Genomic DNA, 24,749 nt, shown 5'->3' on the forward strand with positions numbered 1-24,749 from the left:
GACAAGTGCGCCGTCCGACGGGCGGCGCCACGGCGGACCCAGGATGCCCCACACCGCCCCCACTCCCGGCTCGCTGCGGCCGGTCGTGATCGTCGCCCTGGTCACCGCGCTATGCCTGGCCGGCGATTCGATGCTTTATATCGCCCTGCCGATCTACTGGCACGAGGTCGGCCTGGAGGCGCTCTGGCAGGTCGGCGTGCTGCTGTCGATCAACCGCCTGATCCGTCTGCCCTTCAATCCGCTGATCGGCCGCCTGTACAAGCACCTGGCACTGAAGACCGGCCTGCTCCTGGCGGTCGTCATCGGCGTGTTGAGCACCGCCGGCTACGGCCTGGCCAGCGGTTTCCTGGCCTGGGTGCTGCTGCGCGGACTGTGGGGGATCGGCTGGTCGTTCTTCCGCATCGGCGGGCTCTCGGCGGTGGTCTACTGCGCCGCCGACCACCAGCGCGGCCGCGCCATGGGCCTGTACAACGGCCTCTACCGCCTGGGCAGCCTGGTCGGCATGCTGCTCGGCGGGCTGCTGGTGCCGGTCCTCGGCCTGCCGGCGCTGGCGCTGTCCTTCGCGATCCTGGCACTGCTCGGCCTGCCGCTGCTGGCGAAGGGTTTCGACCTGCCGGAGAATCCCGCCGGACAGGCGCGGACCTCCGCCGCAACGGCATCCACCAGCGTCGCCAGGCGCCCGCCGCCGCGCGGCCTGGTGATCCTCAGCGGCTTCGCCACCGCGCTCCTGATCCAGGGCGTACTCGCCGCCACCCTGAGCGCCCTGATCGCCCGCAGCTTCGGCACCGAGGTCAGCCTGCTCGGCCTGGCGCTCAGCGCCGCCGGCCTCTCCGGGATCATCCAGGCCCTGCGCTGGTCCTGGGAGCCCTGGCTGGCCGGGCGCTTCGGTGCCTGGTCGGATGGCCCGCGCGGGCGTCGGCGCTTCTACGTGGCTGCGCTACTGGTCGGCGCAATGGGCTTCGGCCTGCTTTCCAGCAGGCTGCCCATTCTCGCCTGGCTGGCCATCGCCCTGCTGGTGATGCTGGTCGCCACCGCCCTCACCACCCTGACCGACGCCCTCGCCGCCGACGTCGCCCGCGCCGGCGACGTGGTCGGCTTCATGACCCGCTACTCCATCGTCCAGGACCTCGGTGCCGCGCTGGGCCCGGCCCTGGCCTTCCTCCTGCTGGAGCGGCCCGGCGGCTTCGCCTGGTTGTACTGGGGCGGCTCCCTGGCGTTCCTGGTCCTGGCATTGCTCTGGTTGCGCCGAGCGGACTCTCAGACCGGCTTGTTGACCATCAGGTAGAAGATGACCATGAAGGCGATGAAGGCCGGCCAGCCGAGGATGAACCAGGCGTTCATGTAGCGGTACGCCAGCGGTTCGATGGGCCGCGCCTCGCGCAAGGCCGCCTCGGCCATGTCGCGTACGCGGATCTGCAACCACACCACCGGTAGCCAGCAGAGCCCGGCGAACACGTAGAGGCCCAGGCTCCACAGCAACCAGCCCTGGGCCAGCGACCAGCCGGCGACATGCACCATGGCCAGGCCGCTGAGCGGCTGGAACACCGCGGTGGTGGCGATGAACAGCCAGTCGGCGGTGACCAGGTGGCGGAAGGTCACTGCGATCACCGGCAACTGCCCGCTGCGCCAGGCACGCAGGGCGTAGTAGGCCGACCCCAGGCCGGTGCCGAAAAGAATGGTCGAGGAAAGGATATGCAGGGTCTTCAGCAGCAGGTAAAGGTTCATCCACGGGCCTCCCTGGCTCTAGGTTCGTCGCCCAGCAGCCAGAGCGTGGCCACCATCAGCACGATGTTCTTGCCGACCGCCATGTAGGGGTCGTACCAGTAATGCGGCAGGATCAGGCTGATCGCCAGGCTGTAGCCAAGCATCAGCCAGAACTGCGCCAGCAGCGCGCGCCGACGCCAGCGGCGGAGCAGCAGGCCGACGCCGAGCGCGCCGTCGAGCAAGGCCCCGGCGATCACCGCCAGGCTCGCCGGCCAGCCGTGGATGCCGGCCTCGCCGAGGATCCGCAGGCCCCAGCCGTAACCCGGCCCCAGGCAGGCGACCAGGGTACCCAGCCAGATCAGCACCAGGGCCGCCAGCATCAGCGGCCGCATCAGAGCCGCCAGGCTGCGTGCCGCCTGCGGCCAGCCGAGCAGCCGACTGGCCAGCGGCGCGCAACGATAGCCGCAGGCCTCATCGAGGAGTGCCGGGTCGGCCAGGTTGTCGTGGCGCACCAGCTTCAGCATCGATGGACTCAGTGTCCGCCAGCCAGCACGCCGGCCAAGCCCGCCCAACGCATCGAGAAGCGCCGCGGGCGGCACCACATAGCGGCCGCGCGGCCAACCCTGGGCGCGGCGCAGCTCGTCCAGCAGCTCGCCCTGGGTCAGCGCCTGCGGACCCACCAGCGGAATCACCTGCGCCCGCTCCGGCCAGCAGCGCAGCAAGGCCAGCACCGCGCCGACCAGGTCCTCGACATGCAGCGGTTGCAGGCGCGCGCGATTGTCCAGCAAGGGAATCAGCGGTAGCGGCGACAGGCGTTCCAGCCAGGCGCTGCTGGCGCCGCCCGGCCCCAGCAGCAGGGACGGGCGCAGCACCAGCGCCGGGATGCCCAGTTCCAGCAGGTGGCGGTCGGCCGCCGCCTTGCTGGCGAGGAAGGCCACGTCCGGGTGCGCACCGGCGCCCAGCGCGGAAATCTGCAGGACCTTCGCACCATGGGCCGCAGCGAGGTCGAAGAGTGCTCGCGCGCCGCTGTCCTGGACGCGAGCCATGCTCGCCTCGTCGAGGCTCATGGTGCCGGCGGCGTTGATCAGCAGGTCGACCCCGGCGGGCCAGGCGAAGCTGTCCGGCCTTTCCGCAAGCCGCTCCAGGTCGAGCGCCAGCCAGCGTACGCCGGCAGGCGCATCGACCGGCGGGCGGCGCGCGGTGAGGAGCAGTTCGTGTCCGGCGGCGAGCAGCGCCGGGAGCAGGTGCCGCCCGACGAAACCTCCCGCGCCTACCAGCAGAATACGCATGCGTTCCTACAGAACCGGCGAAGGCCGGTGAAGTCCATTTCGTTGGCGTTTCAGAGCGGCTTGCTGACCATCAGTACCGCCACCGCGATGAAGCTGGCCGCACCGAGCAGGGCCATGACCAGGCCCACCTTGATCTCGCGCAGGGTCTGCTCGCCCAGCGCGGCCCCCGCCGTCTCGGCGGCGCCGGCCTGGTGCTGGACCCGCGCCAGGCGGCCGGCGAGGACCAGCCAGAAGATGCAGCCGAGCAGATAGAGGCAGGCGCCGAACAGCAGCCAGCTCTGGCCCAACGGCCAGCCGGCCAGGTGCACCAGCCACCAGCCGCTGACCGGCAGGGCCAGCAGGCTGAGCCCCAGCAGCGGCCAGCCGATCAGGCGGACCCGCTTGAAACCGCGCGCGACCCGCGCCGCGTCGCCCGTCCGCCAGCTGCGCCAGGCGTAGAACGCCAGGCCGAGCAGGCCGCCGAAGAGCAGCACGGTGGCGACTCCGTGGAGAATCTTGATCTGGAGAAAATGTTCCATCAGCGCATCCTTGTCCGTGTTCCCGGCCCGTTTGAGGGGCCGGGGGCGGGCTCAGTTCCCGAGGAAGGAGATCACCTGCCCGTGAAGCTTAGCAGCCCGTGTCGGCGAGCCGCCGCGGGTCAGCCGAGGAACAGCTGGTAGGCCGGGTTGGCGGTCTCGTCCCAGTACGGATAGCCGATCGCCTCCAGGGTCTGCGGGATCAGGTGGCGCTCGTCTTCCGGCACCTGCAACCCGGCCACCACCCGGCCGTCGGCCGCGCCATGGTTGCGGTAGTGGAACATCGAGATGTTCCAGCGCCCGCCGAGCTTGGTGAGGAAGTTGAACAGCGCGCCGGGCCGCTCGGGGAATTCGAAGCGGAACACCATCTCGTCGCTGACTTTCACTGCATGGCCGCCAACCATGTGGCGGATGTGCAGCTTGGCCAGTTCGTTGTCGGTCAGGTCGAGGACCGGGAAGCCCTTCTCGCGCAGATAGGCCACCAGCGCCTCGCGCGGGTCGTTCTCCGGGTGGGTCTGCACGCCGACGAAGATGTGCGCCTCGCTGCCGCTGTGGTAGCGATAGTTGAACTCGGTGATCTGGCGCTTGCCGACCGCCTCGCAGAAGGCCTTGAAGCTGCCCGGCCGCTCGGGAATGGTCACCGCGATGATCGCTTCGCGGCGCTCGCCCAGTTCGGCGCGTTCGGCGACATGCCGCAGGCGATCGAAGTTGACGTTGGCGCCGGAGTCGATCGCCACCAGGGTCTGCCCCTCGGCGCGCTCGCGCTCGACGTACTTCTTGATCCCGGCCACCGCCAGCGCGCCGGCCGGCTCGGTGATCGAGCGGGTGTCGTCGTAGATGTCCTTGATCGCCGCACAGATCTCGTCGGTGCTGACGGTGATCACTTCGTCGACGTGGTCCTTGCAGATGTCGAAGGTGTGCTGGCCGATCTGCGCCACCGCCACGCCGTCGGCGAACAGCCCGACCTGGCCCAGCACCACCCGCTCGCCGGCGGCCATGGCCGCCTGCAGGCAGTTCGACTCGTCCGGCTCGACGCCGATCACCTTGATCTCCGGACGCAGGTACTTGACGTAGGCGGCGATGCCGGCGACCAGTCCGCCACCGCCCACCGGGACGAAGATCGCATCGAGGCGGCCGGGCTGCTGGCGGAGGATCTCCATGGCCACGGTGCCCTGGCCGGCGATGGTGTCCGGATCGTCGTAGGGATGGACGAAGGTGTAGCCCTTCTCGTCGACCAGCTTCAGCGCGTGGGCCAGCGCCTCGGGGAAGGCGTCGCCGTGCAGCACCGCCTTGGCGCCGTGGGCGCGCACCGCCTGGACCTTGATCTCGGGGGTGGTCTTGGGCATCACGATGACCGCCCTGATCCCCTGCCGCTTGGCCGCCAGGGCCAGGCCCTGGGCGTGGTTGCCGGCCGAGGCGGCGATCACCCCGCGGGCCTTCTCCTCCTCGGTGAGCTGCGCGACCTTGTTGTAGGCGCCGCGGATCTTGAAGGAAAACACCGGCTGCAGGTCCTCGCGCTTGAGCAGGACCTGGTTGCCGAGGCGTTCGGACAACTGGCGGGCGGGTTGCAGGGGCGTTTCCACCGCGACGTCGTAGACGCGCGAGGTGAGGATCTTCTTGACGTATTGTTCGAGCATCGGAGGCGGTTCGGCGGACTTCACGGAAGCCCGGAGTCTACTCCAGGCCCGCCGGGCGGACTACCGGCGCGCCGCAGGAAAACACCGCGACTGCCGGTCATCCGGGGCAAGACCGGAGGACGCCAGGCCGCTATAATTCGTCCCTTCGTATCGCAGCGGCACAGGACGTGCCGGAAACCCGCCGGGCCGCCCCGGCCGCGCGCACCCTCCGCCTGCGCCGCCGGGACGGCCGGCCAGGCAACCAGACAGGCACCCGGGATGAACCAGGATCAGCTCAAGCAGGCAGTGGCACAGGCCGCCGTCGACCACATTCTTCCGCACCTCGACAGCAAGAGCATCGTCGGCGTCGGCACAGGCTCCACCGCCAACTTCTTCATCGATGCCCTGGCCCGCCACAAGGCCGAGTTCGACGGCGCAGTGGCCAGTTCGGAGGCCACCGCCAAGCGCCTGAAGGAGCATGGCATCCCGGTCTACGAGCTGAACACGGTCAGCGAGCTGGAGTTCTACGTCGACGGCGCCGACGAAAGCAACGAGCGCCTGGAGCTGATCAAGGGCGGCGGTGCCGCGCTGACCCGCGAGAAGATCGTCGCCGCGGTGGCCAAGACCTTCATCTGCATCGCCGATGCCAGCAAGCTGGTACCCATCCTCGGCCAGTTCCCGCTGCCGGTGGAGGTCATCCCGATGGCTCGCAGCCACGTCGCCCGCCAACTGGTGAAGCTCGGCGGCGATCCGGTCTACCGCGAAGGCGTGCTGACCGACAACGGCAATATCATCCTCGACGTGCACAACCTGCGCATCGACAGCCCGGTGGAACTGGAAGAGAAGATCAACGCCATCGTCGGCGTGGTCACCAACGGCCTGTTCGCCGCCCGCCCGGCCGACCTGCTGCTGCTCGGCACCGCCGACGGCGTCAAGACCCTCACGGCCTGAGCCCGCTCGCCCCAGGCCGATGACCGGTGCGGGGCGACACTGCAACAAAAGCGGCTACGCTGTGTCTCAGCAGACGGCTGGTCCGTTGCGATCCGCCGCACCCCGTGAACAAGGAGCTAGACATGGCAGCCAAATTCCATCTGAAGAAAGCGAAAGACGGCCAGTTCCACTTCAACCTGCATGCCGCCAACGGCGAGATCATTCTCACCAGCGAACTGTACAAGGCCAAGGACTCGGCGCTCGGCGGCATCGAGTCGGTGCGCAAGAACTCCCAGCGCGACGGTGCCTTCGAGGTCAAGCCGGCCAACAACGGCAAGTTCCACTTCGTGCTCAAGGCCACCAATGGCCAGGTCGTCGGCCAGAGCCAGCTCTATGCCAGCCAGGCCAACGCCGAAGCCGGCGTGCAGTCGGTGAAGCGCGCAGCGCCGGAAGCCGGCCTCAGCGACGAAAGCTGATCCAGCCCTGGCCGCCGTCGACGCCGGCGGCGGCTGCGGGCCTCAGGACAGCCATTCGATGGCGAACGGCTTGTGCCGGATGCGCAAGCGCCGCGCCTCCTGGCGCGCCTGCGGCGGCCGACGCTCCAGCGCCTCGACGCAGGCCTGCGGATCGTCCAGCGGCAATTCGCCGAGCACGTCCAGCGGCAACTCCCACCAGCGACTCGCCAGCAGTCGCTCGATCAGCTCCGGCGCGAAGCGATAGCGGAGCACCCGCGCCGGCGAGCCCGCCACCACCGCGTAGGGCGGCACGTCGCGATTGACCAGCGATTGCGCGCCGATCACCGCGCCGGTGCCGATCTCCACCCCATCGAGGATCAGCGCGTCGCGCCCGATCCATACATCGTGGCCGATCCGCGCCGGGGTCGCTTCGTGCTCGGGCTGCAACGGCTTGCGCAACAGCTTCGGATTGGCGGTGAAGGCGTGGGTGCTCAGCCAGTGCATTGGATGCGAGCGGCGCGGCTGGCCGATCACCACCCCGGTGGCGATCGAGCAGAAGCGGCCGATGCTGGCCACCTCCAAGAACTCGCAGCCGCTGACCACGTCGGTATAGGCGCCGACCTCCAGTGCTGGCGAGTGGATCTTCGCCTTGCCCAGCTTCACGTTCGGCTCCAGCGTCACCTGCGTGCCGTCGCGCAGCGTCTCGACCCCGCTGGCCATGCGGCAACTGTGACGTGCCAGGGCCTTCTTCAGGCGACGGTTGAGCAGGGCTTCGCGGAAAATGTTCATGCGACGGGTATCCAGGAGATCGGCAGGGCGAGCACTGTAAATCGACCGCTCGCGGTTACCAAGCCCCGAAACGGGAAGTCACGCCCCAGTAGCGGCCATCGCCGGTAACACTACGTCCAGCACGAAGCTTCCTGCCCATCGCCAGGAGCGACGCTTCTTACAACCTGGCGACACCGCAGGTCGCCCAGGCGTCAATTCGTGCTCCAGGGACATGAAACGGTCCGCATCCTGCTTTCCGCGGCGCGAGCATCATTCGATGCACCATCGTACCGACACAGAGGAAAGTGCCGTGTTCAAACCATTAGCTGTCGCTGTAGGCCTGGGATGTGCCGCGCTGTCGTTGGGTGCCAACGCCTACCAATACGGGGAATACGCCGGGGAGACCCTGGAGCGCCTGATCACCGACTACCCGGGCCGCTATCGCGGCACCGCCAGCTTCGCCGGTGCCAGCGAACTGATGCAGTCGCGCCTGGGCTTCGGCTACCAGACCAGTCGCCAGGACTTCACCTGGGCCGGCAACCGCAGTTCGCAGAACGTCATCGCCTCGGCGCCCGGCAGCAGCGGGAAGTTCCTGGTACTCGGCGCGCACTACGACACCTACTACGGTCGCCCGACCCTGCAGGGCCTGGACGATAACGCCTCGGGCGCGGCGGTGCTCACCGAGATCGCCCGCAACCTCGGCGGCATCGCCCTGGAGAACGGCCTCGAGGTGGTCGGTTTCGGCGCCGAGGAGGAAGGCCTGCGCGGTTCGCGTGCCTACGTCGAGTCCCTCGACGCCAGCCAGCGCGCCAACCTGCTGGGAATGATCAACCTCGACAGCCTGGTCACCGGCGACAAGATGTACGCCCATGCCGGTTCCAACAGCGTGTCCAACCCGGCCCTCGGCGCCTACCGCGAACAGATCCTGCGCATCGCCCGCGAGCTGGACATCCCGCTGTTCACCAACCCCGGCCTGAACGCCGAATACCCGGCGGGTACCGGCTGCTGCAGCGACGGCGAAAGCTTCAACGGGATGGACATCCCGGTGTTGTTCATCGAGGCGACCAACTGGGAACTGGGTGACCTGGACGGCTACGAGCAGACCGACAACCCGGCGATTCCCGGCGGCTCAACCTGGCACGACCCGGCCGAGGACAACAAGGAAGTACTGACCAACGCCCTGGGCCAGGAGCGCATCGAGCAACGCATGCGCGACTTTTCCCGCCTGCTGACGCGCCTGGTGCTGGAGCTGACCAACGCCGACCTGCTGGCCTCCACCGCCTCCGGCGGCGCCCTGGCGCGGCAGATGGAAGACCAGTTGCAGCGCCAGCACCAGGCACTGACCCGCCTGCACGACCGCCGCTGGCTGACCCTGCTCGGCAGCAACCGGCCGGTAGGCAGCTTCGACGGCAAGGTGGGCGCGGAGGGCGAGGTCTCGCCGGACAGCGGTTTCGACATGCCTGGCGATCCGGAGTCCAGGCGCGCCGGCGTGCATCTGCTCGGCGACTACCGCTACAGCGAGGCCCTGACCCTCGGCGGCAGCCTGGCCTTCCAGCGCAGCCGCGACAAGCTGGACCATGGCGGGCGCATCGAGGGCGACACCTGGCAGCTCGGCCTGTTCGGCCTGTACAACGACGGCGGTCCGGAATGGCTGGCCGGCGAGCTGAACCTCGGGCATACCCGCTACGACAGCAAGCGTTCGGTCTACCTCCAGGCCGCCGGCGGGCCGGTGCTGCTCGACCAGCGTCTGTCGGGCGACACCTCGGCCTGGTCCTGGGGCGCCCGGCTGGAAGGCGGCTATGACTTCAGCTTCGGCGAACTGCGGAGCGGGCCGCTGGCCGGTCTCGACTACATGCGCTACCGCATCGACGACTTCCGCGAGGACGAGGCCCTGCGTACCGCACTCGGCTACGAGAAGCAGGACTACGACTCGCTGGAGGCGAGTCTCGGCTGGCGCCTGCGCGGCGAGCTGGCGCTGGGCGCGAGAATGCGCCTGCAACCCTACGCCAGCCTGCGCTGGGTCCGCGAGCTGGCGGACGGACGCCTGGAGGACATGGACCTGACCAGCCGCGGCGACGGGCGTGTCCGGGTCGCCGACATGGGCGGCGTGGACAAGGATTTCGGCCGCGCCCAGCTTGGCGCGCAACTGGCGATCACCGAGCAGCTCGGGGTCTTCGCCGAAGCCAACAGCCGCTTCGCCCACAGCGAAGGCAACCAGGCGGGCTATTCGCTCGGGGTGAACTGGCAGTTCTGAGCGGGCCAGGGGACGCTCCTGCCGTCCCCGCATCCGCGTCAGGGCTGCGCCGGCTCGTCCTTGCTGAACACGTAGAACAGGTTCGGTTCGCTGACCAGGTAGAGCACGCCACGGTCGTCCATCGCCACGCCCTCGGCCTGCGGCACGCTGCGCTTCAGGCCGTGCATGCCGCGCAGCAGCGACAGGGTGCTGACCGGCTCGCCGTCGGTGTCCAGCTCGACTACCAGACGCGACTCGTCGGACAACGCCAGCAGGTGCCCGGTGCCCTCGTCGAACTGCAGGCTGGACAGGTCGCGGACGAACAGGCGCTTGTCGCGCCCGGGGTCGTCCACCACGTGCACGGCGAACGGTTTGTCCGCCTGGGTGTGGGGGAAACCGTGGATCTCGTAGATGCGCACCGGGTCGCGCTCCTTGGCGACGAACAGGCGCTTGCCCTCGGCGTCGTAGGCCAGCCCCTCGAAACCCTTGTTGCCGTTGAGGCCGATACCCAGCGAAAGCTGCTGGGCATCGGCAGCGTCGATGAAGCGCGTATCGTCCTCCAGGCGCACCTTGACCAGGCGTTGCTGGCGCTCGTCGGTGATCACGTAGACACCGCGGCTGATGTACTCGATGGCCTCGGCGTCGCCGAAGCCGGTCAGCGGGATGGTCCGCAGTACCTTGCCCTGCAAGGACAGCTCGATGATCTGCGCCGGCTGGTTGGTCACGGTGAACAGTGTGCGCCGGTCGGGATCGAAGGTCAGCGCGGAAACGTCGTCGTTCAACCCCTCGATGGGCTGCGCCTCGATCCGCACGCGGTAGTCCGGCAGCCATATCGAGCGCTCTTTCCAGGCATCGGCGTGACGCCACTCCTGGACAGCGAACCAGGCCCGGTCGAAGACGCGGAAGCTCTGGCCGAGAAGGACCAGCGCGGTCAGCGCGACCAGCAGGACGGCCAGCAGCAGACGGCGAGGCGTAAAAGCTCGGGACATTGAAAACGGCTCGGGAGTTTGGGCGTGGATAGTCATAGCATAGAGCCTGTACGCTGTATGGAAACGGGCTGCGCCCGACCTTTCCTACGCAAGCTACGGCTCCAGGCTGAAGCCAAGCTTAAAGTCAGCCAGCCGCCCGGGCGACTCGGACAGGTCCGAGTTTCCTGTCCGAAAGAGACGACAAGAGAGCATCCGCAGTCTTCTTCCAGCGCCACCAGATTGGCCTGTTCGATCCCTTATTGGCCGCATCTATCGTTCTGCGCCCGCGGCGCCCCGGTCATTATCGAACCGCAGCAGGTGAAGCGGGCCCCAGAAACCGCAAAACCTCAACAATAACAACTGCTTGACTGCATGGAATTCAGCATGACCAGCGCGATAGCCATCGAGCGGATCTGCATGGAATTCGGTACCCCCGGCCAAGGCCTGAAGGCCCTTGACGATGTGTCCCTGGATATCCACGCCAACGAATTCTTCACCCTCCTCGGCCCTTCCGGCTGCGGCAAGACCACCCTCCTCCGCCTCATCGCCGGTTTCGAACAACCCAGCTCCGGCAGCATCCGCCTCTATGGCGAACGCATGGAAGGCCTGCCGCCGTTCCGCCGCCCGGTCAACACGGTGTTCCAGAGTTATGCGCTGTTTCCGCACATGAGCGTCGCCGAGAACATCGGCTTCGGCCTGGAGATGCAGGGCCGCCCGCGCACCGAGATCGACGCCACGGTGAGCCGCATGCTCGAGCTGGTGAAGCTGCCGGAGGTCGGCAAGCGCCGCGCCGACCAGTTGTCCGGTGGCCAGCAGCAGCGCATCGCCCTGGCCCGCGCGCTGGCCAGCCGGCCCAAGGTGCTGCTGCTCGACGAGTCGCTGTCGGCGCTGGACCTGAAGCTGCGCAAGGAAATGCAGATCGAGCTGAAGCGCCTGCAGCACGAGACCGGGATCACCTTCATCTTCGTCACCCATGACCAGGAGGAAGCGCTGACCATGTCCGACCGCATCGCGGTGATGAGCAAGGGCAAGGTGTTGCAGGTCGGCACGCCCAGCGACATCTACGAGGCGCCGCTGAACCGGGCGGTCGCCGACTTCATCGGCGAAACCAACTTCCTCGAGGGCCAGGCCGACGCCGACGGCGTGCGCCTGGCGGACGGCCAGCGGCTGGCCGCGACGACCCCGGGCAGCGGCGCGGTGACCCTGGCGATCCGCCCGGAGCGCACCGAACTGGCCGCCGACGGCCAGTTGGAAGGCGTGCTGGAAAACGTCGTCTATGTCGGCACCGATACCGTCTACCACCTGAACGTGGCCGGCCAGCCGGGCTTCCGCGTGCGCCAGCAGAACCGCGACGGCGCACGCTGCCCGCACAGTCCGGGGGCGAAGGTGCGGGTGCGGGTTCCCGCCGCCGCCATCCGGGTGCTCGCCGAATGAGCGCCACCGGCCGACCTTCCGCGCAACAGTCGGCCGAACGCCGGCAACTGCGTCGGCGCCTGCTGCTGAGCAGCCCGGCGATGCTGATGCTGGTGCTGTTCCTGGTGATCCCGCTGGGCATCATGTTCGCCGTGTCGATCCAGCAGTCCGGCGACTACGGCGGGGTGAAGTGGGGCCAGCACAGCCTGGAGGCCTACCTCAATTTCCTCTGGGAACGCGACCTGGACGACAGCCTGGTGTTCAACGCCGACTACCTGGGCATCTTCCAGCGCTCGTTCTGGCTGTCGCTGCTGACCACCCTCGGCTGCCTGGCGCTCGGCTTCCCCACCGCGCTGTACCTGGCGTTGCAACCGGAACGTCGGCGCAACCTGCTGCTGTTCCTGGTCACCGTGCCGTTCTGGACCAACCTGCTGGTGCGGGTCTACGCCTGGATCCTGCTGCTGCGCAACGGCGGGCTGGTGGACGCCGGCCTGCAAGGCATCGGCCTGACCGACACCGGGCTGGGGCTGCTCTATACCGACAACGCGGTGATCATCGGCCTCCTTTATACCTACCTGCCGTTCATGGTGCTGCCGATCTACACCAGCCTGGAAAAGATGGACTGGCGCCTGGTGGAGGCGGCATTCGACCTCGGCGCCAACCGCTGGAAAGCGCTGCGGCGGGTGATCGTGCCGCTGGCGATGCCGGGGATAGTCGCCGGCTGCATCCTGGTATTCATCCCGGCCCTGGGCAGCTACATCATTCCGGAATTGCTCGGCGGCGGTAAGGCGCTGATGATCGGCAACCTGATCCAGCTGCAATTCGGTACCGCGCACAACTGGCCGTTCGGCGCCGCCCTTTCGTTCGCCCTGCTGGCCTTCGTCCTGCTAGCGATGCTGATCCACAGCCTGCGCTTCCGGGCCAACGCCGGCGGAGGCCAGCCATGAACGGCCGCAATCCACTCTGGACCTTCAGCGGCGTGCGCCAGGCCGCCTGGCTGTTCTTCGCCTTCCTCTACATCCCGATCCTGGTGCTGGTAGTGCTCAGCTTCAACAGCGGCCAGTCGGCGACGCTCTGGGAGAGCTTCAGCCTGAAATGGTACGCGGTGGTGGCCAACGATCCGGAAATCCTCCGCGCGGCGAAGAACTCGCTGATCGTCGCCACCCTCGCCACCCTGGCCTCGACCGTCCTGGCCACCCTCGCCGCGCTGGGCATGCGTGGTCGCGCCTTCCGCGGACAGACCCTGATGAACGGCGTGCTCGGCCTGCCGCTGCTGGTGCCGGAGATCGTCACCGCGGTGGCGACCCTGATGTTCTTCTCCTTCATCGGCCTGAAGCTGTCGTTGTTCACCATCCTCATCGCCCACATCGTGTTCTGCATCCCCTTCGCCTACCTGCCGATCCGCGCCCGCCTGGAGGGCCTGGACCCGCGCCTGGCGGAGGCCGCCGCCGACCTCTACGCCTCGCCGTGGAAGGCCTTCTGGAAAATCACCCTGCCGCTGCTGATGCCCGGCGTGCTGTCCGGGGCGATGCTCGCGTTCATCATCTCGATGGACGATTTCGTCATCACCTATTTCGTCGCCGGCGCCGGCGCAACCACCCTGCCGGTGTACATCTTCAGCTCCATCCGCATGGGCATATCCCCGAAGATCAATGCGATTTCATCGATCATCCTCATGATTTCCATCGCCTTCGTCGCCCTGTCGTACTACCTCGGCCAACGCCGCCGCTGAGAATCTGCCTCCACGAAGAAAAAACAGAAGATCGCCAGGAGTCCACCATGACCTACCGCACACCGCTCACCCTGCTCTTCGCCGCCGGTCTAGCCCTGGGCGGCCAGGCTCGCGCCGAAGGCACCCTGCACTTCGCCAACTGGTCGGACTACTACCCGCCGGAGTTGCTGAAGAAGTTCGAGAAGGACACCGGGATCAAGGCCACCCTCGACGCCTACGACAGCAACGAGACGCTGCTGGCCAAGCTCAAGGCCGGTGGCGGCGCCTACGACGTGGTGGTGCCGTCGGACAGCTTCATAGAGATTTTCGTCAAGGAGGGGCTGCTGCAAAAGCTCGACAAGAGCCAGTTGCCGAGCCTGGGCAATCTGAAGGAAAACTTCCGGACCCTTGGCTTCGATCCCGGCCACGACTACAGCATTCCCTATCTCTGGGGCACCACCGGCTACAGCTACGATACGGCGAAGGTGCCGGGCGGCAGGCTGGAAGAAAGCTGGAAGCCGTTCTTCGAACCACCAGCCGAGCTGAAAGGCAAGGTGGTGGCGCTGAACTCCATCGAGGAACTGTTCATTCCCGCCACCTACTACCTCGGCATCGACGAATGCACCGAGGACGCCAGGGAAGCGCAGAAGGTCCTCGACCTGCTGCTCAGGCAAAAGCCGGCGCTGGCCATGTACAACAGCGACGGCACCATCGAGCGCATGGCCGCCGGCGAGGTCGCCATGCACCAGCAGTGGAACGGCGCCTTCCACCGCGCCCACGCCCAACGCGCCAGCCTCGAATACGTCTATCCGAAGGAAGGCATCCGGCTGTTCATCGACAACTTCGCGATTCCGCGCGACGCCAGCAACGTCAAGGAAGCCCACGTCTTCATCGACTGGATGATGCGCCCGGAGAACATCGCCGCCGCCTCCAACTTCGCCAAGTACAACAACGCCATCGTCGGCTCGGAGAAATTCATGGAGAAGGCACTGTTCGACGACCCGGCGATCAACACTCCGCAGGACAAGCTCGACCGCCTGAAGCCATTCAAGCTCTGCTCGCCGAAAGCCCTGGCGCTGCGCAGCAAGGTCTGGACCAAGCTTAAGAAATGATCGACGCGGCGCTGGCGGCCAGCTCGCGCCAGCGCTGGCCGGCCAGCCAGTTTGGCCATTTCGATCCCTTTTTGACCGTCTACAGGGTTCTCCCCGGCGAAACCGGATTGCTAGAGTCGAACCGCGCCCTCCTCGAGGGGTCGCCCGGAGCCGCGGAAACGGCGCCGGCAGAGCCCAAGGGAACCTCGCGACCGCGAGCTAGAAATCCAACAAGAACGCTTCCTGAGAACGCCATGAACACTATCGACGCCCCAACGCCCGTGCCCGCACACGCCGCGTGCCCTCTCGTCACTGCCATTTCCACCGACCCGGCGGAAACCCCAGCGGTTTTCCACTAGCCCGTCCATTCACCCGGCGCAGGAAAGGTCCGCCCAAGCGGCCGCCTGCGGGATCGATACGGCATTTCGCGAGGAGCGGAACATGGCCAGCGAACGCAACAACGGCATCCTCATCGGCGGCAAGCGCCCCGAGTACGTCCACAGCGCCCAGGGCACCGGCCTGCGGCGCATCCTCGGGCTTCCCGCCCTGGTCTTCTTCGGGCTGGTCTACATGGTTCCGCTGACCATGTTCACCACCTACGGGGTAGTCACCGAGATCACCGGCGGTCGTACCGCCAGCGCCTACCTGATCACCCTGGCGGCGATGCTCTTCACCGCCTTTTCCTACAGCTTCATGGTGAAGAAATATCCCATCGCCGGCTCGGCCTATTCCTATACCAGCCTCAGCTTCGGCCCCTGCGTCGGCTTCCTCGCCGGCTGGTCGCTGCTGCTCGACTACCTGTTCCTGCCGATGATCAACTACCTGCTCATCGGCCTGTTCCTCAACATCGCCTTCCCGATGGTGCCGGCCTGGGTCTTCGTGCTCACGGCGATCGGCCTGGTCACCGTACTCAACGTGATCGGCATCAGCTCGGTGGCCGGCATGAGCAACGTGATCGTCGGCGCCCAGTTCGTCTTCGCCGTAGTGTTCATCGCCATGGCGGTCAAGCACCTGGCCGGCATCCCCTCGCTGGACCTGAGCCTGCCCTTCGTCGGCGACGGCAGCCAGCCGGGCTTCGCCCCGTTGATGGCCGGCGCGGCGGTGCTGTGCCTGTCGTTCCTCGGCTTCGACGCGGTCTCGACCCTGGCCGAGGAAACCCGCGACCCGCAACGCGACATCCCGCGCGCCATCGTCATCACCACGGTCGGCGCCGGCCTGCTGTTCACCGTGCTGGCGGTCTTCAGCCAACTGGTGTTCCCCGGCAGCGTATTCCAGGACGCCGAGTCGGCGGCCAACGAAGTGATGCTGGCGGCCGGCGGCAAGTTCCTCGCCAGCTTCTTCACCGCCGCCTACGTCGCCGGCGCCGCCGGCTCGGCACTGGCCTCGCAGGCCTCGGTGTCGCGCATCCTCTACAGCATGGGCCGCGACGGCATCCTGCCGCGGCGCGTGTTCGGCAGCCTCTCGGAGCGCTTCAAGACGCCAGTGATCGCGATCCTGGTGGTCTCGGTGATTTCCCTGCTGGCGGTGGTCATCGACCTCACCACCCTGGCCTCGATGATCAGCTTCGGCGCGCTGGTGGCGTTCTCCGCGGTGAACCTGGCGGTGATCCGCAGCTACCTGCTGCTCGACGGCCGCCGCGCCCCGCGCGACCTGCTGCGCTACGGGCTGGTGCCGGCCATCGGCCTGGGCCTGACCCTGTGGCTGTGGACCAGCCTCTCGGCGCTGACCCTGGTGATCGGCCTGACCTGGTTCGCCGCCGGCCTCGCCTACCTGGCGTTGCATACCGGCGGTTTCCGCCGCAAGGCGCCGACCGTGACCTTCTCCGAACAGAACTGAGCCCGGGAGCCCGACATGCTGACCATCTACAGCGACGACCATCGCCTGCACCACGGCCGGCACGAACTGATCGGCGGCCAGTTCACCCCCTGCTTCGAAAAACCCAGCCGCGCCGACATGGTCCTCGACTGCGTGAAGGCCGTCGGCCTCGGCGAAGTCCGCGCACCGCGCGACTTCGGCCTGGAACCGATCCGCCGGGTGCACAGCGAGGGTTTCGTGCGTTTCCTGCAGAACGCCTGGCAGGACTGGCTGGCCACCGGCCGCAGCCACGACATGCTGCCGATCGCCTGGCCGACCCGGCGCCTGCGGCAGACGGAGCCGGACAACATCGACGGTCGCCTCGGCTACTACTCCTTCGACGCCGGCGCGCCGATCACCGCCGGGACCTGGCAGGCGATCACCAGTTCGGCCAACGTCGCTCTCAGCGGCCAGTCCGAACTCGCCAACGGCGCGCGCTCGGTATTTTCGCTCTGTCGCCCGCCGGGCCACCACGCCGCGGCCGACTACATGGGCGGCTATTGCTTCTTCAACAATGCCGCCATCGCCGCCCAGGCCTTCCTCGACCGGGGCGCCGGGCGGGTGGCGATCCTCGACGTCGACTACCACCATGGCAACGGCACCCAGGACATCTTCTACGACCGCGCCGATGTGCTGTTCACCTCGATCCACGGCGATCCGCGCTTCGAATACCCCTATTTCCTCGGCTACGCCGACGAGAAGGGCAACGGCGTCGGCACCGGCTACAACTTCAACTACCCACTGGCGGCCGGCAGCGACTGGGCGACCTGGAGCCAGGCGCTGCAGGCGGCGATCCGGCAGATCCAGGCCTATGCGGCGGACGTCCTGATCGTTTCCCTGGGGGTGGATACCTTCAAGGAGGACCCGATTTCCCAGTTCCGCCTGGACAGCCCCGACTACCTGCGCATGGGCGAAGCCATCGGCAAGCTCGGCCTGGCCACGCTGTTCGTGATGGAGGGAGGCTACGCGGTGGAGGAAATCGGGATCAACGCGGTGAACGTGCTACAGGGTTTCGAAGGGGTTCACCGGTAAGCCCACCCGCAACTTCGCCCGGTCGGAACGCGAAACGGCCCGCCTCCCGGAAGAGAGGCGGGCCGTTTCGATTCAGGGCCTTACTTGATCACTTCGACGAACTCGACGTCGATCTCGCGGCCGACCAGGTCGCGGTCGACTTCGCCGGTCAGCTTGACCCGGGTCTTGTCGTTGATTTCCATCGGCGGGAAGTCTTCGTCGTCGATCTCGACCTTCATGCTGCCGGTGGCGTCGCGGAACTCGTAGATGTCGCCCTTGATGCGCTTGACGATGGTACCCTGGAGGACCACCGGGGTGTCGTCGGCGGCTTCCAGCGCGGCCTTCACCGTGGTGGTGGTCGGGGTAGCGCCCGGGCCTGTATAGCCGGCGGCCAGGGTGACGGTGGAGAACAGGCCGATGGCAGCGATGAGGGGCAGGTGACGAAGTTTCATGGGTAACGCCTCGTAGTTGGTTTCGATGGGTCCAGGCTACGAAGCCTTGCTGAAACCAGGCTTAATCGGCGCTTAAGCGAAGCTTAATCGGCGTCGCTGGTGGCCAGGCGCTCGCCGCTCTTCTTGCGGAACACGTAGAACAGGTTCGGCTCGCTGACCATGTAGATGGTGCCCTCGTCGTCGATGGCCACCCCTTCGGCGCGAGGGATCTTGCTGTCCAGGCCGTTGAAGCCGCCGAGCAGGCTGATGAAGCTGACCGGCTCGCCCTTCTCGTCCAGCTCCAGCAGCAGATGCGATTCGGCCGACAGCACCAGCGTATGCCCGGTACGCGGGTCGACGCTGAGCGCCGAGACGTTGCGCATGTAAAGGTCGTCGCTCGGTAGCGCGGTCATCGCCCCGCTCAGGCTCGGCCCGCCGTCGCTCTTCCAGCTGAACAGGGTCATCGGATCGCGCTCCTTGCTCAGCAACAGACGCTGCTGGCGCGGATCCCAGGCGATGCCCTCGAAGCCCTTGTTCTTCTTGCCGATATTGCCCAGCGGGAATTCGGCCAGGCTCTTGGTGCTCAGTTCGGCGGTCTGCGGGTCGACATGGAAGATGGTCAGGGTATTGCGGCGCTCGTCGGTCACCGCGACGTTGCCGTTCTCCAGCACCGCCACGCCTTCGGGATTGCTCAGGCCGAGCAGCGGGATGGTGCGCAGCACGTCGCCGGTGAGCGACAGCTCCACCAGCAGCGGCCGCTTGCCGGTAACGGTGAACAGGGTCCTGGTTGCCGGGTTGTAGGCCAGGTCCGAGGTTTCTTCCTCCTCCAGGCCCTGCAACGGCTTGGCGTCGATCACCACCCGATAGCCCGGCAGCCAGATGCTTTCGTCGCGCTGCTGCTGGCTGGCCTGGCTTTCCTTCCACCAAAGGCCGGCGCGATCGTCCCAATGCATGACGATGGTCAGCACCACGCCGACGAGCACGACGAACGCCGGCAGCAGCCAGCGGAAACGGGGAAGCTTGGAGGCAAGGGACATGGGCGAGGCTCGACTGTTTGGCCAGGTGTTTTCTTGGGCGTCGCCATGAAAGGGCATTGCCCCCGGCCTGTCAATCGAAGCGTCGGCCAGCCGACCGACAGTCGCTTCCGCTGCCGGCGCTAGGGAAGTCGGCCGCCCCCGGCGGCCGCAGCGGTTCAGAGCACGCGGGTCTCGAAACGGCTGGCGCCCGGCAATTCGAGCAGCAACTCGTCGCCGCTGTTCAGCGGCCCGACCCCGGACGGCGTGCCGGTCAGCACCACATCGCCGGCCTGTAGCGAGAAATGCCCGGCGATGTGCTGGATTAGCGGCACGATCGGATTGAGCATGTCGCGGCTGTTGCCGTCCTGGCGTACCTCGCCGTTGATGGTCAGGCGGATGCCGATGTCGGTCGGGTCGGGGAACTGGTCGGCGTTCACGAACGGCGACAGCACGCCGGCGCCATCGAAGCTCTTTGCCAGCTCCCAGGGCAGGCCCTTTTCCTTCAGCTTCGCCTGGACCTCGCGCAAGGTCAGGTCCAGCGCCGGCGCATAGCCGGAGATCGCGTCGAGGACCTCCTCGCGGTTCGGCTTGCGCGACAGCGGCTTGCCGATCAGCACGGCGATTTCCGCCTCGTAGTGTACCGAGCCGCGCTCCTGCGGCAGGCTCAGCCCGCCGCTCACCGGCACCACGCAGGAGCCGGGCTTGATGAACAGCAGCGGCTCGGTGGGAACCGGGTTGTTCAGTTCCTTGGCGTGTTCGGCGTAGTTGCGCCCGACGCAGACCAGCTTGCCCAGGGGGAAGTGGATCGGGGTGCCGTCGATATATTGATGCTGGTAACTCATTTACCGACTCCTGAACGGGTGGAAAGGCATCCGTGGCGCCCGCCACAGACGAGAAGGGCCGGATGACCGGCCCTCTGCGTTGCGAAACCTGCTACTCGGCGAAGATCTTGCCGGGATTCATGATCCCGTTGGGGTCGAACACCGCCTTCAGTGCCTTCATATAGGCAATTTCGGTTTCCGAGCGGGTGTAGGTCAAGTAGTCGCGCTTGGTCATGCCCACGCCATGCTCGGCGGAAATCGAGCCGTTGTACTTCTCGACGGTCTCGAACACCCACTTGTTGACGGTCGCGCACTTGGCGAAGAACTCGTCCTTGCCGAGGTTTTCCGGCTTGAGGATGTTCAGGTGCAGGTTGCCGTCGCCGATGTGGCCGAACCACACCACCTCGAAGTCCGGGTAGTTGGCCTCGACGATGGCGTCGATGTCCTTGAGGAAGGCGGGCACCCGGGAAACCGTGACCGAGATGTCGTTCTTGTACGGCGTCCAGTGGGAGATGGTCTCGGAGATGTACTCGCGCAGCTTCCACAGGTTCTGCAACTGCTGCTCGCTCTGGCTCATCACCCCGTCCAGCACCCAGCCCTGCTCGACGCAGTGCTCGAAGGTGGCCAGCGCCTCGTTGGCGACTTCCTCGGTGGTCGCCTCGAACTCCAGCAGGGCGTAGAACGGGCAGTCGGTTTCGAACGCCCGCGGTACGTCGCCACGGGCCAGGACCTTGGCCAGGGCCTTGTCGGAGAAGAACTCGAAGGCGGTCAGGTCGAGCTTGCTCTGGAAGGCATGCAGCACCGGCATGATCGAGTCGAAGTCGGGCGTGCCGAGGACCATAGCGGTGAGGTTCTTCGGCGTGCGCTCCAGGCGCATGGTCGCCTCGACCACGAAGCCCAGGGTGCCTTCGGCGCCGATGAACAGCTGGCGCATGTCGTAGCCGGTGGCGTTCTTGATCAGGTCCTTGTTCAGCTCGAGCAGGTCGCCCTTGCCGGTGACGACCTTCATCCCGGCCACCCAGTTACGGGTCATGCCGTAGCGAATGACCTTGATCCCGCCGGCATTGGTGCCGATATTGCCGCCGATCTGGCTGGAACCGGAAGAAGCGAAGTCAACCGGGTAGTACAGGCCGTTTTCCTCGGCGAAGGTCTGCAGTTGCTTGGTAACCACGCCCGGCTGGCAGACTACGGTGCGGTCGAAGGCATTGAAGTCGAGTATCCGGTTCATGTAGTCGAAGGCCACCACGACTTCGCCGTTGGCCGCCACGGCCGCGGCGGAGAGCCCGGTACGACCGCCCGACGGGACCAGACCGACCTTGTGCTGGTTGGCCCAGCGGACGATCGCCTGGACCTGCTCGACGCTCTTGGGGAACACGATGGCCAGCGGCGCAGGGGCGAAATGCTTGGTCCAGTCCTTGCCGTAGGCGTCCAGGGAGGCGGCGTCGTCGAGCAGCTTGCCAGGCTCGACCAGGGGCTTGAGCGATTCGATCAGGGCTTCGCGGGTCATTCGGGAACTCTCAAATGATTCATGGTCGTCCTGAGAACAACTCAGGTCGCAACCGGGCAAGGAAAAGGGAGAACATGCTAGCATACGCCCCCCGCGCTTAGTGCCTCTGGGCGCCGAGTTGCGGGTGCCGGCCAGCGCCGGCCGGACCCGCTTCGCGCAGTTCGCTTTCCAGCCACTTCCTCCGGGACAACAGGTTTACGCAGATGAGCAAGACCTCTCTCGACAAGAGCAAGATCAAGTTCCTTCTTCTCGAAGGTGTCCACCAGAACGCCGTGGACACGCTGAAGGCCGCCGGCTACACCAACATCGAGTACCTCAAGACCGCGCTTTCCGGCGACGAGCTGAAGGAAAGGATCGCCGATGCGCACTTCATCGGCATTCGCTCCCGCACCCAGCTGACCGAAGAGGTCTTCGACTGCGCGAAGAAACTGATCGCGGTCGGCTGCTTCTGCATCGGCACCAACCAGGTCGACCTCAACGCCGCCCGCGAACGCGGTATCGCCGTGTTCAACGCGCCCTACTCGAACACCCGCTCTGTGGCTGAGCTGGTACTGGCCGAGGCGATCCTGCTGCTGCGCGGCATCCCGGAAAAGAACGCCTCCTGCCATCGCGGCGGCTGGATCAAGAGCGCGGCGAATTCCTTCGAGATCCGTGGCAAGAAGCTCGGCATCGTCGGCTACGGCTCGATCGGCACCCAGCTCTCGGTACTCGCCGAGGCCCTGGGCATGCAGGTGTTCTTCTACGACACCGTGACCAAGCTGCCGCTGGGCAACGCGGTGCAGATCGGCAGCCTGCACGAGCTGCTGGGCATGTCCGACATCGTCTCGCTGCACGTTCCCGAACTGCCCTCCACCCAGTGGATGATCGGCGAGAAGGAAATCCGCGCGATGAAGAAGGGCGGCATCCTGATCAACGCCGCGCGCGGCACAGTGGTCGAGCTGGACCACCTGGCCGCCGCGATCAAGGACGAGCACCTGATCGGCGCCGCCATCGACGTGTTCCCGGTCGAGCCGAAATCCAACGACGAGGAATTCGCCAGCCCGCTGCGTGGCCTGGACCGGGTGATCCTGACCCCGCACATCGGCGGCTCCACCGCCGAGGCACAGGCCAACATCGGCCTGGAAGTGGCGGAGAAGCTGGTCAAGTACAGCGACAACGGCACCTCGGTGTCCTCGGTCAACTTCCCCGAAGTGGCCCTGCCGTCGCACCCGGGCAAGCACCGCCTGCTGCACATCCACGCCAACATCCCCGGCGTGATGAGCGAGATCAACAAGGTCTTCGCCGACAACGGCATCAACGTTTCCGGCCAGTACCTGCAAACCAACGATAAGGTCGGCTACGTGGTGATCGACGTCGACGCCGAGTACTCCGACCTGGCCCTGGAGAAACTCCAGCAGGTCAACGGCACCATCCGTAGCCGCGTGCTGTTCTAAGGCAGCGTCCGGCGGAAAGGAAAAAGGAGGCCCAGCGGCCTCCTTTTTTCGTTTCCGTCACTTGACGGTAACGGTGATCTTCTCCGACTCCACGGTCGGCTCCAGCGGCACGTGGTTCTTGTCGCCCACCAGCAGTTGCAGGGTGTGCTTGCCCGGCGGCAGGGTGATCTCGGTTTCGGTCTGGCCCTTGCCGAAGTGGCGGATGTTGTCGGTCATCGGCAGCGGCAGGTTCATCGCCGGCTGCTCCTTCAGGTCCACCAGCAGGTGATGGTGGCCGGTATCCGGCATGTCGACGCCGGCCGGCGCCACGCCCATGCCTTTCAGGCCGAATTTCACGGTGAAGGTCTTGTCGACGGTTGCACCATCGGCCGGCATGATGAAATACACTTTCGCCCCTTCGGGCGCCTTAGTCCGAGGCAGGTCGGCAGCCATCAGGCTGGCGGATGCGCCGAACATCAGGGCGGCTAGACCGAGGCAAGGCAATGTCACTCTCATGGGAGTCTCCTGTTTTCACTTCCGTTAGCACCCGGGAAACGCCACTGGACGGAATTTCCCCGGCACTCTTCGTGCCTTCCGAATCAGGGAAAGGCATCGCTGGCACAGCGATTTCCACTGCGAAGCCCGTGGTAGAGCGGCGCTCGCGCACATAATCCGGGTCAATGCCCGCAACCCCTGGAAAGACCGCATGCAACCCAGTAGGTTCGCGATTGTCCAGAACGCGGGCCCGGCTAAGCTGAACGAACAGCATAGGCCCGACCGACGTTCATTCCCACCCGAGGAGTACTACATGCGATTTCTGCCCCGCCTGCTGATGCTGGTATCCCTGGCCGCCCCGCTGGCCCATGCCGAGCTGCTCGACGACGTCCACCAGCGCGGCGCCCTGCGCATCGCCCTGGAGGGCACCTATCCGCCGTTCAACTTCAAGCAGGGCGGCAAGCTCACCGGCTTCGAGACCGAACTGGGCGAACTGCTGGCCGCCGAGCTGGAGGTCAAGCCGGAATTCGTCACCACCGAATGGAGCGGCATCCTCGCCGGCCTGCAGAGCGGCAAGTACGACATCGCGCTGAACCAGGTCTCGGTGAACGAGCAGCGGCACAAGGTCTTCGACTTCAGCGAGCCGTACACCATCTCCAGCGCCCAGTTGATCGTGCGCGCCGACGACACCCGCCAGTTCAGGTCGCTGGAAGACCTCAAGGGCCTCAAGCTCGGCGTCGGCCAGGGCACCAACTACGCCGACCTGGCGAAGTCGGTGGCCGGCGTCAACGTGCGCACCTATCCGGGCGCCCCGGAATACCTGCAGGACCTGGCCAGCAAACGCATCGACGCGGCGCTCAACGACCGCCTGCTGATCCCCTTCGCCATCCGCGAGGCCAAGCTCCCGGTCAAGCCCGGCGCGGCGGTGGGACCGGTGGCGAACATGGCGATTCCCTACCGGAAGAACAACCCGAAGTTCGGCGAGGCGCTGAACGCGGCGCTGGAGAAGATCAAGGCCGACGGCCGCTTCGCCAAGCTCTCGGAAAAGTGGTTCGGCCTGGACGTCAGCCAGCCGCCGAAGTGAGTTCCCGCCCGAACGGGGGAAGCGGCCGCGTCCGAGGGACGCGGCCGTCGTGTTTGTCGATGGAGTGTTGAATGAATTCGCTGCAGAAATTGCTCGAATGGCTCGCCAACCTGGTCGAGCTGCTCGGGATGGCCTGGCCCTTCCTGCTCCAGGGCGCGATGTATACCGTGCTGTTCGCCGCGGTATCGATGGTCCTGGGCCTGATCCTCGGCTTCAGCGTCGCGGTGGTCCGGGTGACCAAGGTGCCGGTGGTCTCGCAGATCGCCGCGGTCTATGTCAGCGCCTTCCGCGGGACGCCACTGCTGGTGCAGATCTTCGTCCTGTACTACGGGCTGCCGAGCGTCGGCATCGAGTTCACCCCGGTCACCGCGGGCATCCTGGCGCTGACCCTGAATGTCGCGGCCTATCTCTCGGAGTCCATGAGC

At 66.5% G+C, this 24,749-nt stretch carries 24 protein-coding genes; 13 read left to right on the forward strand and 11 right to left on the reverse strand.

Annotation, left to right across the window (positions count from 1 at the left end; translation table 11 throughout):
* Nucleotides 1-43: 43 nt before the first annotated feature.
* Nucleotides 44-1,285: an MFS transporter gene (locus FFS27_RS02215; RefSeq protein ID WP_023100743.1), complete on the forward strand. Its 1,242-nt coding sequence runs from the start codon at nucleotides 44-46 to the stop codon at nucleotides 1,283-1,285.
* On the opposite strand, the gene FFS27_RS02220 is transcribed toward FFS27_RS02215, so the two are convergent.
* The 4 genes from FFS27_RS02220 to ilvA form a co-directional block, all read right to left on the reverse strand.
* Complete coding sequence (locus tag FFS27_RS02220) at nucleotides 1,258-1,725, reverse strand: DUF2269 family protein (RefSeq protein WP_003084393.1); 468 nt, start codon at nucleotides 1,723-1,725, stop codon at nucleotides 1,258-1,260. The two genes, FFS27_RS02215 and FFS27_RS02220, sit on opposite strands and share 28 nt — an antisense overlap.
* Nucleotides 1,722-2,993, reverse strand: a complete 1,272-nt coding sequence (locus FFS27_RS02225) for an SDR family oxidoreductase (protein WP_003084391.1) — start codon at nucleotides 2,991-2,993, stop codon at nucleotides 1,722-1,724. The genes FFS27_RS02220 and FFS27_RS02225 overlap by 4 nt, the downstream gene beginning before the upstream one ends.
* Nucleotides 2,994-3,043: 50 nt before the next feature.
* A complete protein-coding gene (locus FFS27_RS02230; RefSeq protein WP_003112958.1) occupies nucleotides 3,044-3,511 on the reverse strand; it encodes a DUF2269 domain-containing protein in 468 nt (155 codons plus the stop codon).
* Nucleotides 3,512-3,630: 119 nt separating this feature from the next.
* Entirely contained in the window at nucleotides 3,631-5,169 is a 1,539-nt protein-coding gene (gene ilvA / locus FFS27_RS02235; protein WP_017001827.1) for a threonine ammonia-lyase, biosynthetic, read from the reverse strand.
* Between the two features lie 234 nt (nucleotides 5,170-5,403).
* Here ilvA and rpiA point away from each other — a divergent pair, with 234 nt between their 5' ends.
* Together rpiA and FFS27_RS02245 are read left to right on the forward strand one after the other, a co-directional pair.
* Nucleotides 5,404-6,075, forward strand: a complete 672-nt coding sequence (rpiA, locus tag FFS27_RS02240) for a ribose-5-phosphate isomerase RpiA (protein WP_021263138.1) — start codon at nucleotides 5,404-5,406, stop codon at nucleotides 6,073-6,075.
* Nucleotides 6,076-6,197: 122 nt separating this feature from the next.
* Nucleotides 6,198-6,530 carry a YegP family protein gene (locus FFS27_RS02245; protein WP_003110581.1) on the forward strand — a complete coding sequence of 111 codons (333 nt, stop codon included), beginning with the start codon at nucleotides 6,198-6,200 and terminating at the stop codon, nucleotides 6,528-6,530.
* Nucleotides 6,531-6,572: 42 nt separating this feature from the next.
* Here the strand turns inward: FFS27_RS02245 and FFS27_RS33980 are convergent, their stop codons facing one another.
* Complete coding sequence (locus tag FFS27_RS33980; RefSeq protein WP_023100742.1) at nucleotides 6,573-7,298, reverse strand: CatB-related O-acetyltransferase; 726 nt, start codon at nucleotides 7,296-7,298, stop codon at nucleotides 6,573-6,575.
* A gap of 289 nt (nucleotides 7,299-7,587) precedes the next feature.
* Here FFS27_RS33980 and FFS27_RS02255 point away from each other — a divergent pair, with 289 nt between their 5' ends.
* Nucleotides 7,588-9,531: an autotransporter outer membrane beta-barrel domain-containing protein gene (locus tag FFS27_RS02255; protein ID WP_021263140.1), complete on the forward strand. Its 1,944-nt coding sequence runs from the start codon at nucleotides 7,588-7,590 to the stop codon at nucleotides 9,529-9,531.
* Between the two features lie 38 nt (nucleotides 9,532-9,569).
* Here FFS27_RS02255 and FFS27_RS02260 read toward each other — a convergent pair whose 3' ends face one another.
* The gene (locus FFS27_RS02260; protein WP_004364984.1) at nucleotides 9,570-10,535 is read right to left on the reverse strand and encodes an SdiA-regulated domain-containing protein; all 966 of its coding nucleotides are present in this window, start codon (nucleotides 10,533-10,535) and stop codon (nucleotides 9,570-9,572) included.
* Nucleotides 10,536-10,862: 327 nt separating this feature from the next.
* Between FFS27_RS02260 and FFS27_RS02270 the strand changes: the two genes are divergently transcribed.
* The 6 genes from FFS27_RS02270 to aphB all read left to right on the forward strand — a co-directional run bounded on the left by FFS27_RS02270 (nucleotide 10,863) and on the right by aphB (nucleotide 17,579).
* Nucleotides 10,863-11,912, forward strand: a complete 1,050-nt coding sequence (locus tag FFS27_RS02270; protein WP_019485283.1) for an ABC transporter ATP-binding protein — start codon at nucleotides 10,863-10,865, stop codon at nucleotides 11,910-11,912.
* Nucleotides 11,909-12,838 (forward strand): ABC transporter permease, encoded by a 930-nt coding sequence (locus FFS27_RS02275; protein ID WP_021263143.1) that lies wholly within the window; start codon nucleotides 11,909-11,911, stop codon nucleotides 12,836-12,838. The genes FFS27_RS02270 and FFS27_RS02275 overlap by 4 nt, the downstream gene beginning before the upstream one ends.
* Nucleotides 12,835-13,623, forward strand: a complete 789-nt coding sequence (locus FFS27_RS02280) for an ABC transporter permease (RefSeq protein WP_003128877.1) — start codon at nucleotides 12,835-12,837, stop codon at nucleotides 13,621-13,623. Before FFS27_RS02275 ends, FFS27_RS02280 begins: the two co-directional genes overlap by 4 nt.
* Nucleotides 13,624-13,670: 47 nt before the next feature.
* Nucleotides 13,671-14,714: an ABC transporter substrate-binding protein gene (locus FFS27_RS02285; RefSeq protein ID WP_003084365.1), complete on the forward strand. Its 1,044-nt coding sequence runs from the start codon at nucleotides 13,671-13,673 to the stop codon at nucleotides 14,712-14,714.
* Between the two features lie 420 nt (nucleotides 14,715-15,134).
* Nucleotides 15,135-16,529, forward strand: a complete 1,395-nt coding sequence (locus FFS27_RS02290) for an APC family permease (protein WP_003084361.1) — start codon at nucleotides 15,135-15,137, stop codon at nucleotides 16,527-16,529.
* A gap of 15 nt (nucleotides 16,530-16,544) precedes the next feature.
* A complete protein-coding gene (gene aphB, locus FFS27_RS02295; RefSeq protein WP_003084359.1) occupies nucleotides 16,545-17,579 on the forward strand; it encodes an acetylpolyamine amidohydrolase AphB in 1,035 nt (344 codons plus the stop codon).
* Nucleotides 17,580-17,659: 80 nt separating this feature from the next.
* Here the strand turns inward: aphB and FFS27_RS02300 are convergent, their stop codons facing one another.
* The 4 genes from FFS27_RS02300 to FFS27_RS02315 form a co-directional block, all read right to left on the reverse strand.
* The gene (locus FFS27_RS02300) at nucleotides 17,660-18,010 is read right to left on the reverse strand and encodes a NirD/YgiW/YdeI family stress tolerance protein (RefSeq protein ID WP_003084357.1); all 351 of its coding nucleotides are present in this window, start codon (nucleotides 18,008-18,010) and stop codon (nucleotides 17,660-17,662) included.
* A gap of 83 nt (nucleotides 18,011-18,093) precedes the next feature.
* Nucleotides 18,094-19,083 carry an SdiA-regulated domain-containing protein gene (locus FFS27_RS02305; RefSeq protein ID WP_003121726.1) on the reverse strand — a complete coding sequence of 330 codons (990 nt, stop codon included), beginning with the start codon at nucleotides 19,081-19,083 and terminating at the stop codon, nucleotides 18,094-18,096.
* Between the two features lie 98 nt (nucleotides 19,084-19,181).
* Complete coding sequence (locus FFS27_RS02310; RefSeq protein WP_003110705.1) at nucleotides 19,182-19,847, reverse strand: fumarylacetoacetate hydrolase family protein; 666 nt, start codon at nucleotides 19,845-19,847, stop codon at nucleotides 19,182-19,184.
* 91 nt (nucleotides 19,848-19,938) lie between these two features.
* Complete coding sequence (locus FFS27_RS02315) at nucleotides 19,939-21,333, reverse strand: FAD-binding oxidoreductase (protein WP_003112948.1); 1,395 nt, start codon at nucleotides 21,331-21,333, stop codon at nucleotides 19,939-19,941.
* Between the two features lie 203 nt (nucleotides 21,334-21,536).
* On the opposite strand from FFS27_RS02315, the gene serA reads away from it, so the two are divergent.
* The gene (gene serA, locus FFS27_RS02320; RefSeq protein WP_003084348.1) at nucleotides 21,537-22,766 is read left to right on the forward strand and encodes a phosphoglycerate dehydrogenase; all 1,230 of its coding nucleotides are present in this window, start codon (nucleotides 21,537-21,539) and stop codon (nucleotides 22,764-22,766) included.
* A gap of 57 nt (nucleotides 22,767-22,823) precedes the next feature.
* Here serA and FFS27_RS02325 read toward each other — a convergent pair whose 3' ends face one another.
* Nucleotides 22,824-23,261, reverse strand: coding sequence for a DUF4399 domain-containing protein (locus FFS27_RS02325; protein ID WP_021263144.1), 438 nt, complete (start codon nucleotides 23,259-23,261; stop codon nucleotides 22,824-22,826).
* Between the two features lie 292 nt (nucleotides 23,262-23,553).
* On the opposite strand from FFS27_RS02325, the gene FFS27_RS02330 reads away from it, so the two are divergent.
* Nucleotides 23,554-24,324, forward strand: coding sequence for a cystine ABC transporter substrate-binding protein (locus tag FFS27_RS02330; protein WP_137951926.1), 771 nt, complete (start codon nucleotides 23,554-23,556; stop codon nucleotides 24,322-24,324).
* 71 nt (nucleotides 24,325-24,395) lie between these two features.
* On the forward strand, nucleotides 24,396-24,749 hold a 354-nt coding region (locus FFS27_RS02335), incomplete at its 3' end, for an ABC transporter permease subunit (RefSeq protein WP_137951927.1).

This window comes from Pseudomonas sp. 2VD (genome assembly GCF_005503585.1).
Classification (GTDB): domain Bacteria; phylum Pseudomonadota; class Gammaproteobacteria; order Pseudomonadales; family Pseudomonadaceae; genus Pseudomonas; species Pseudomonas aeruginosa.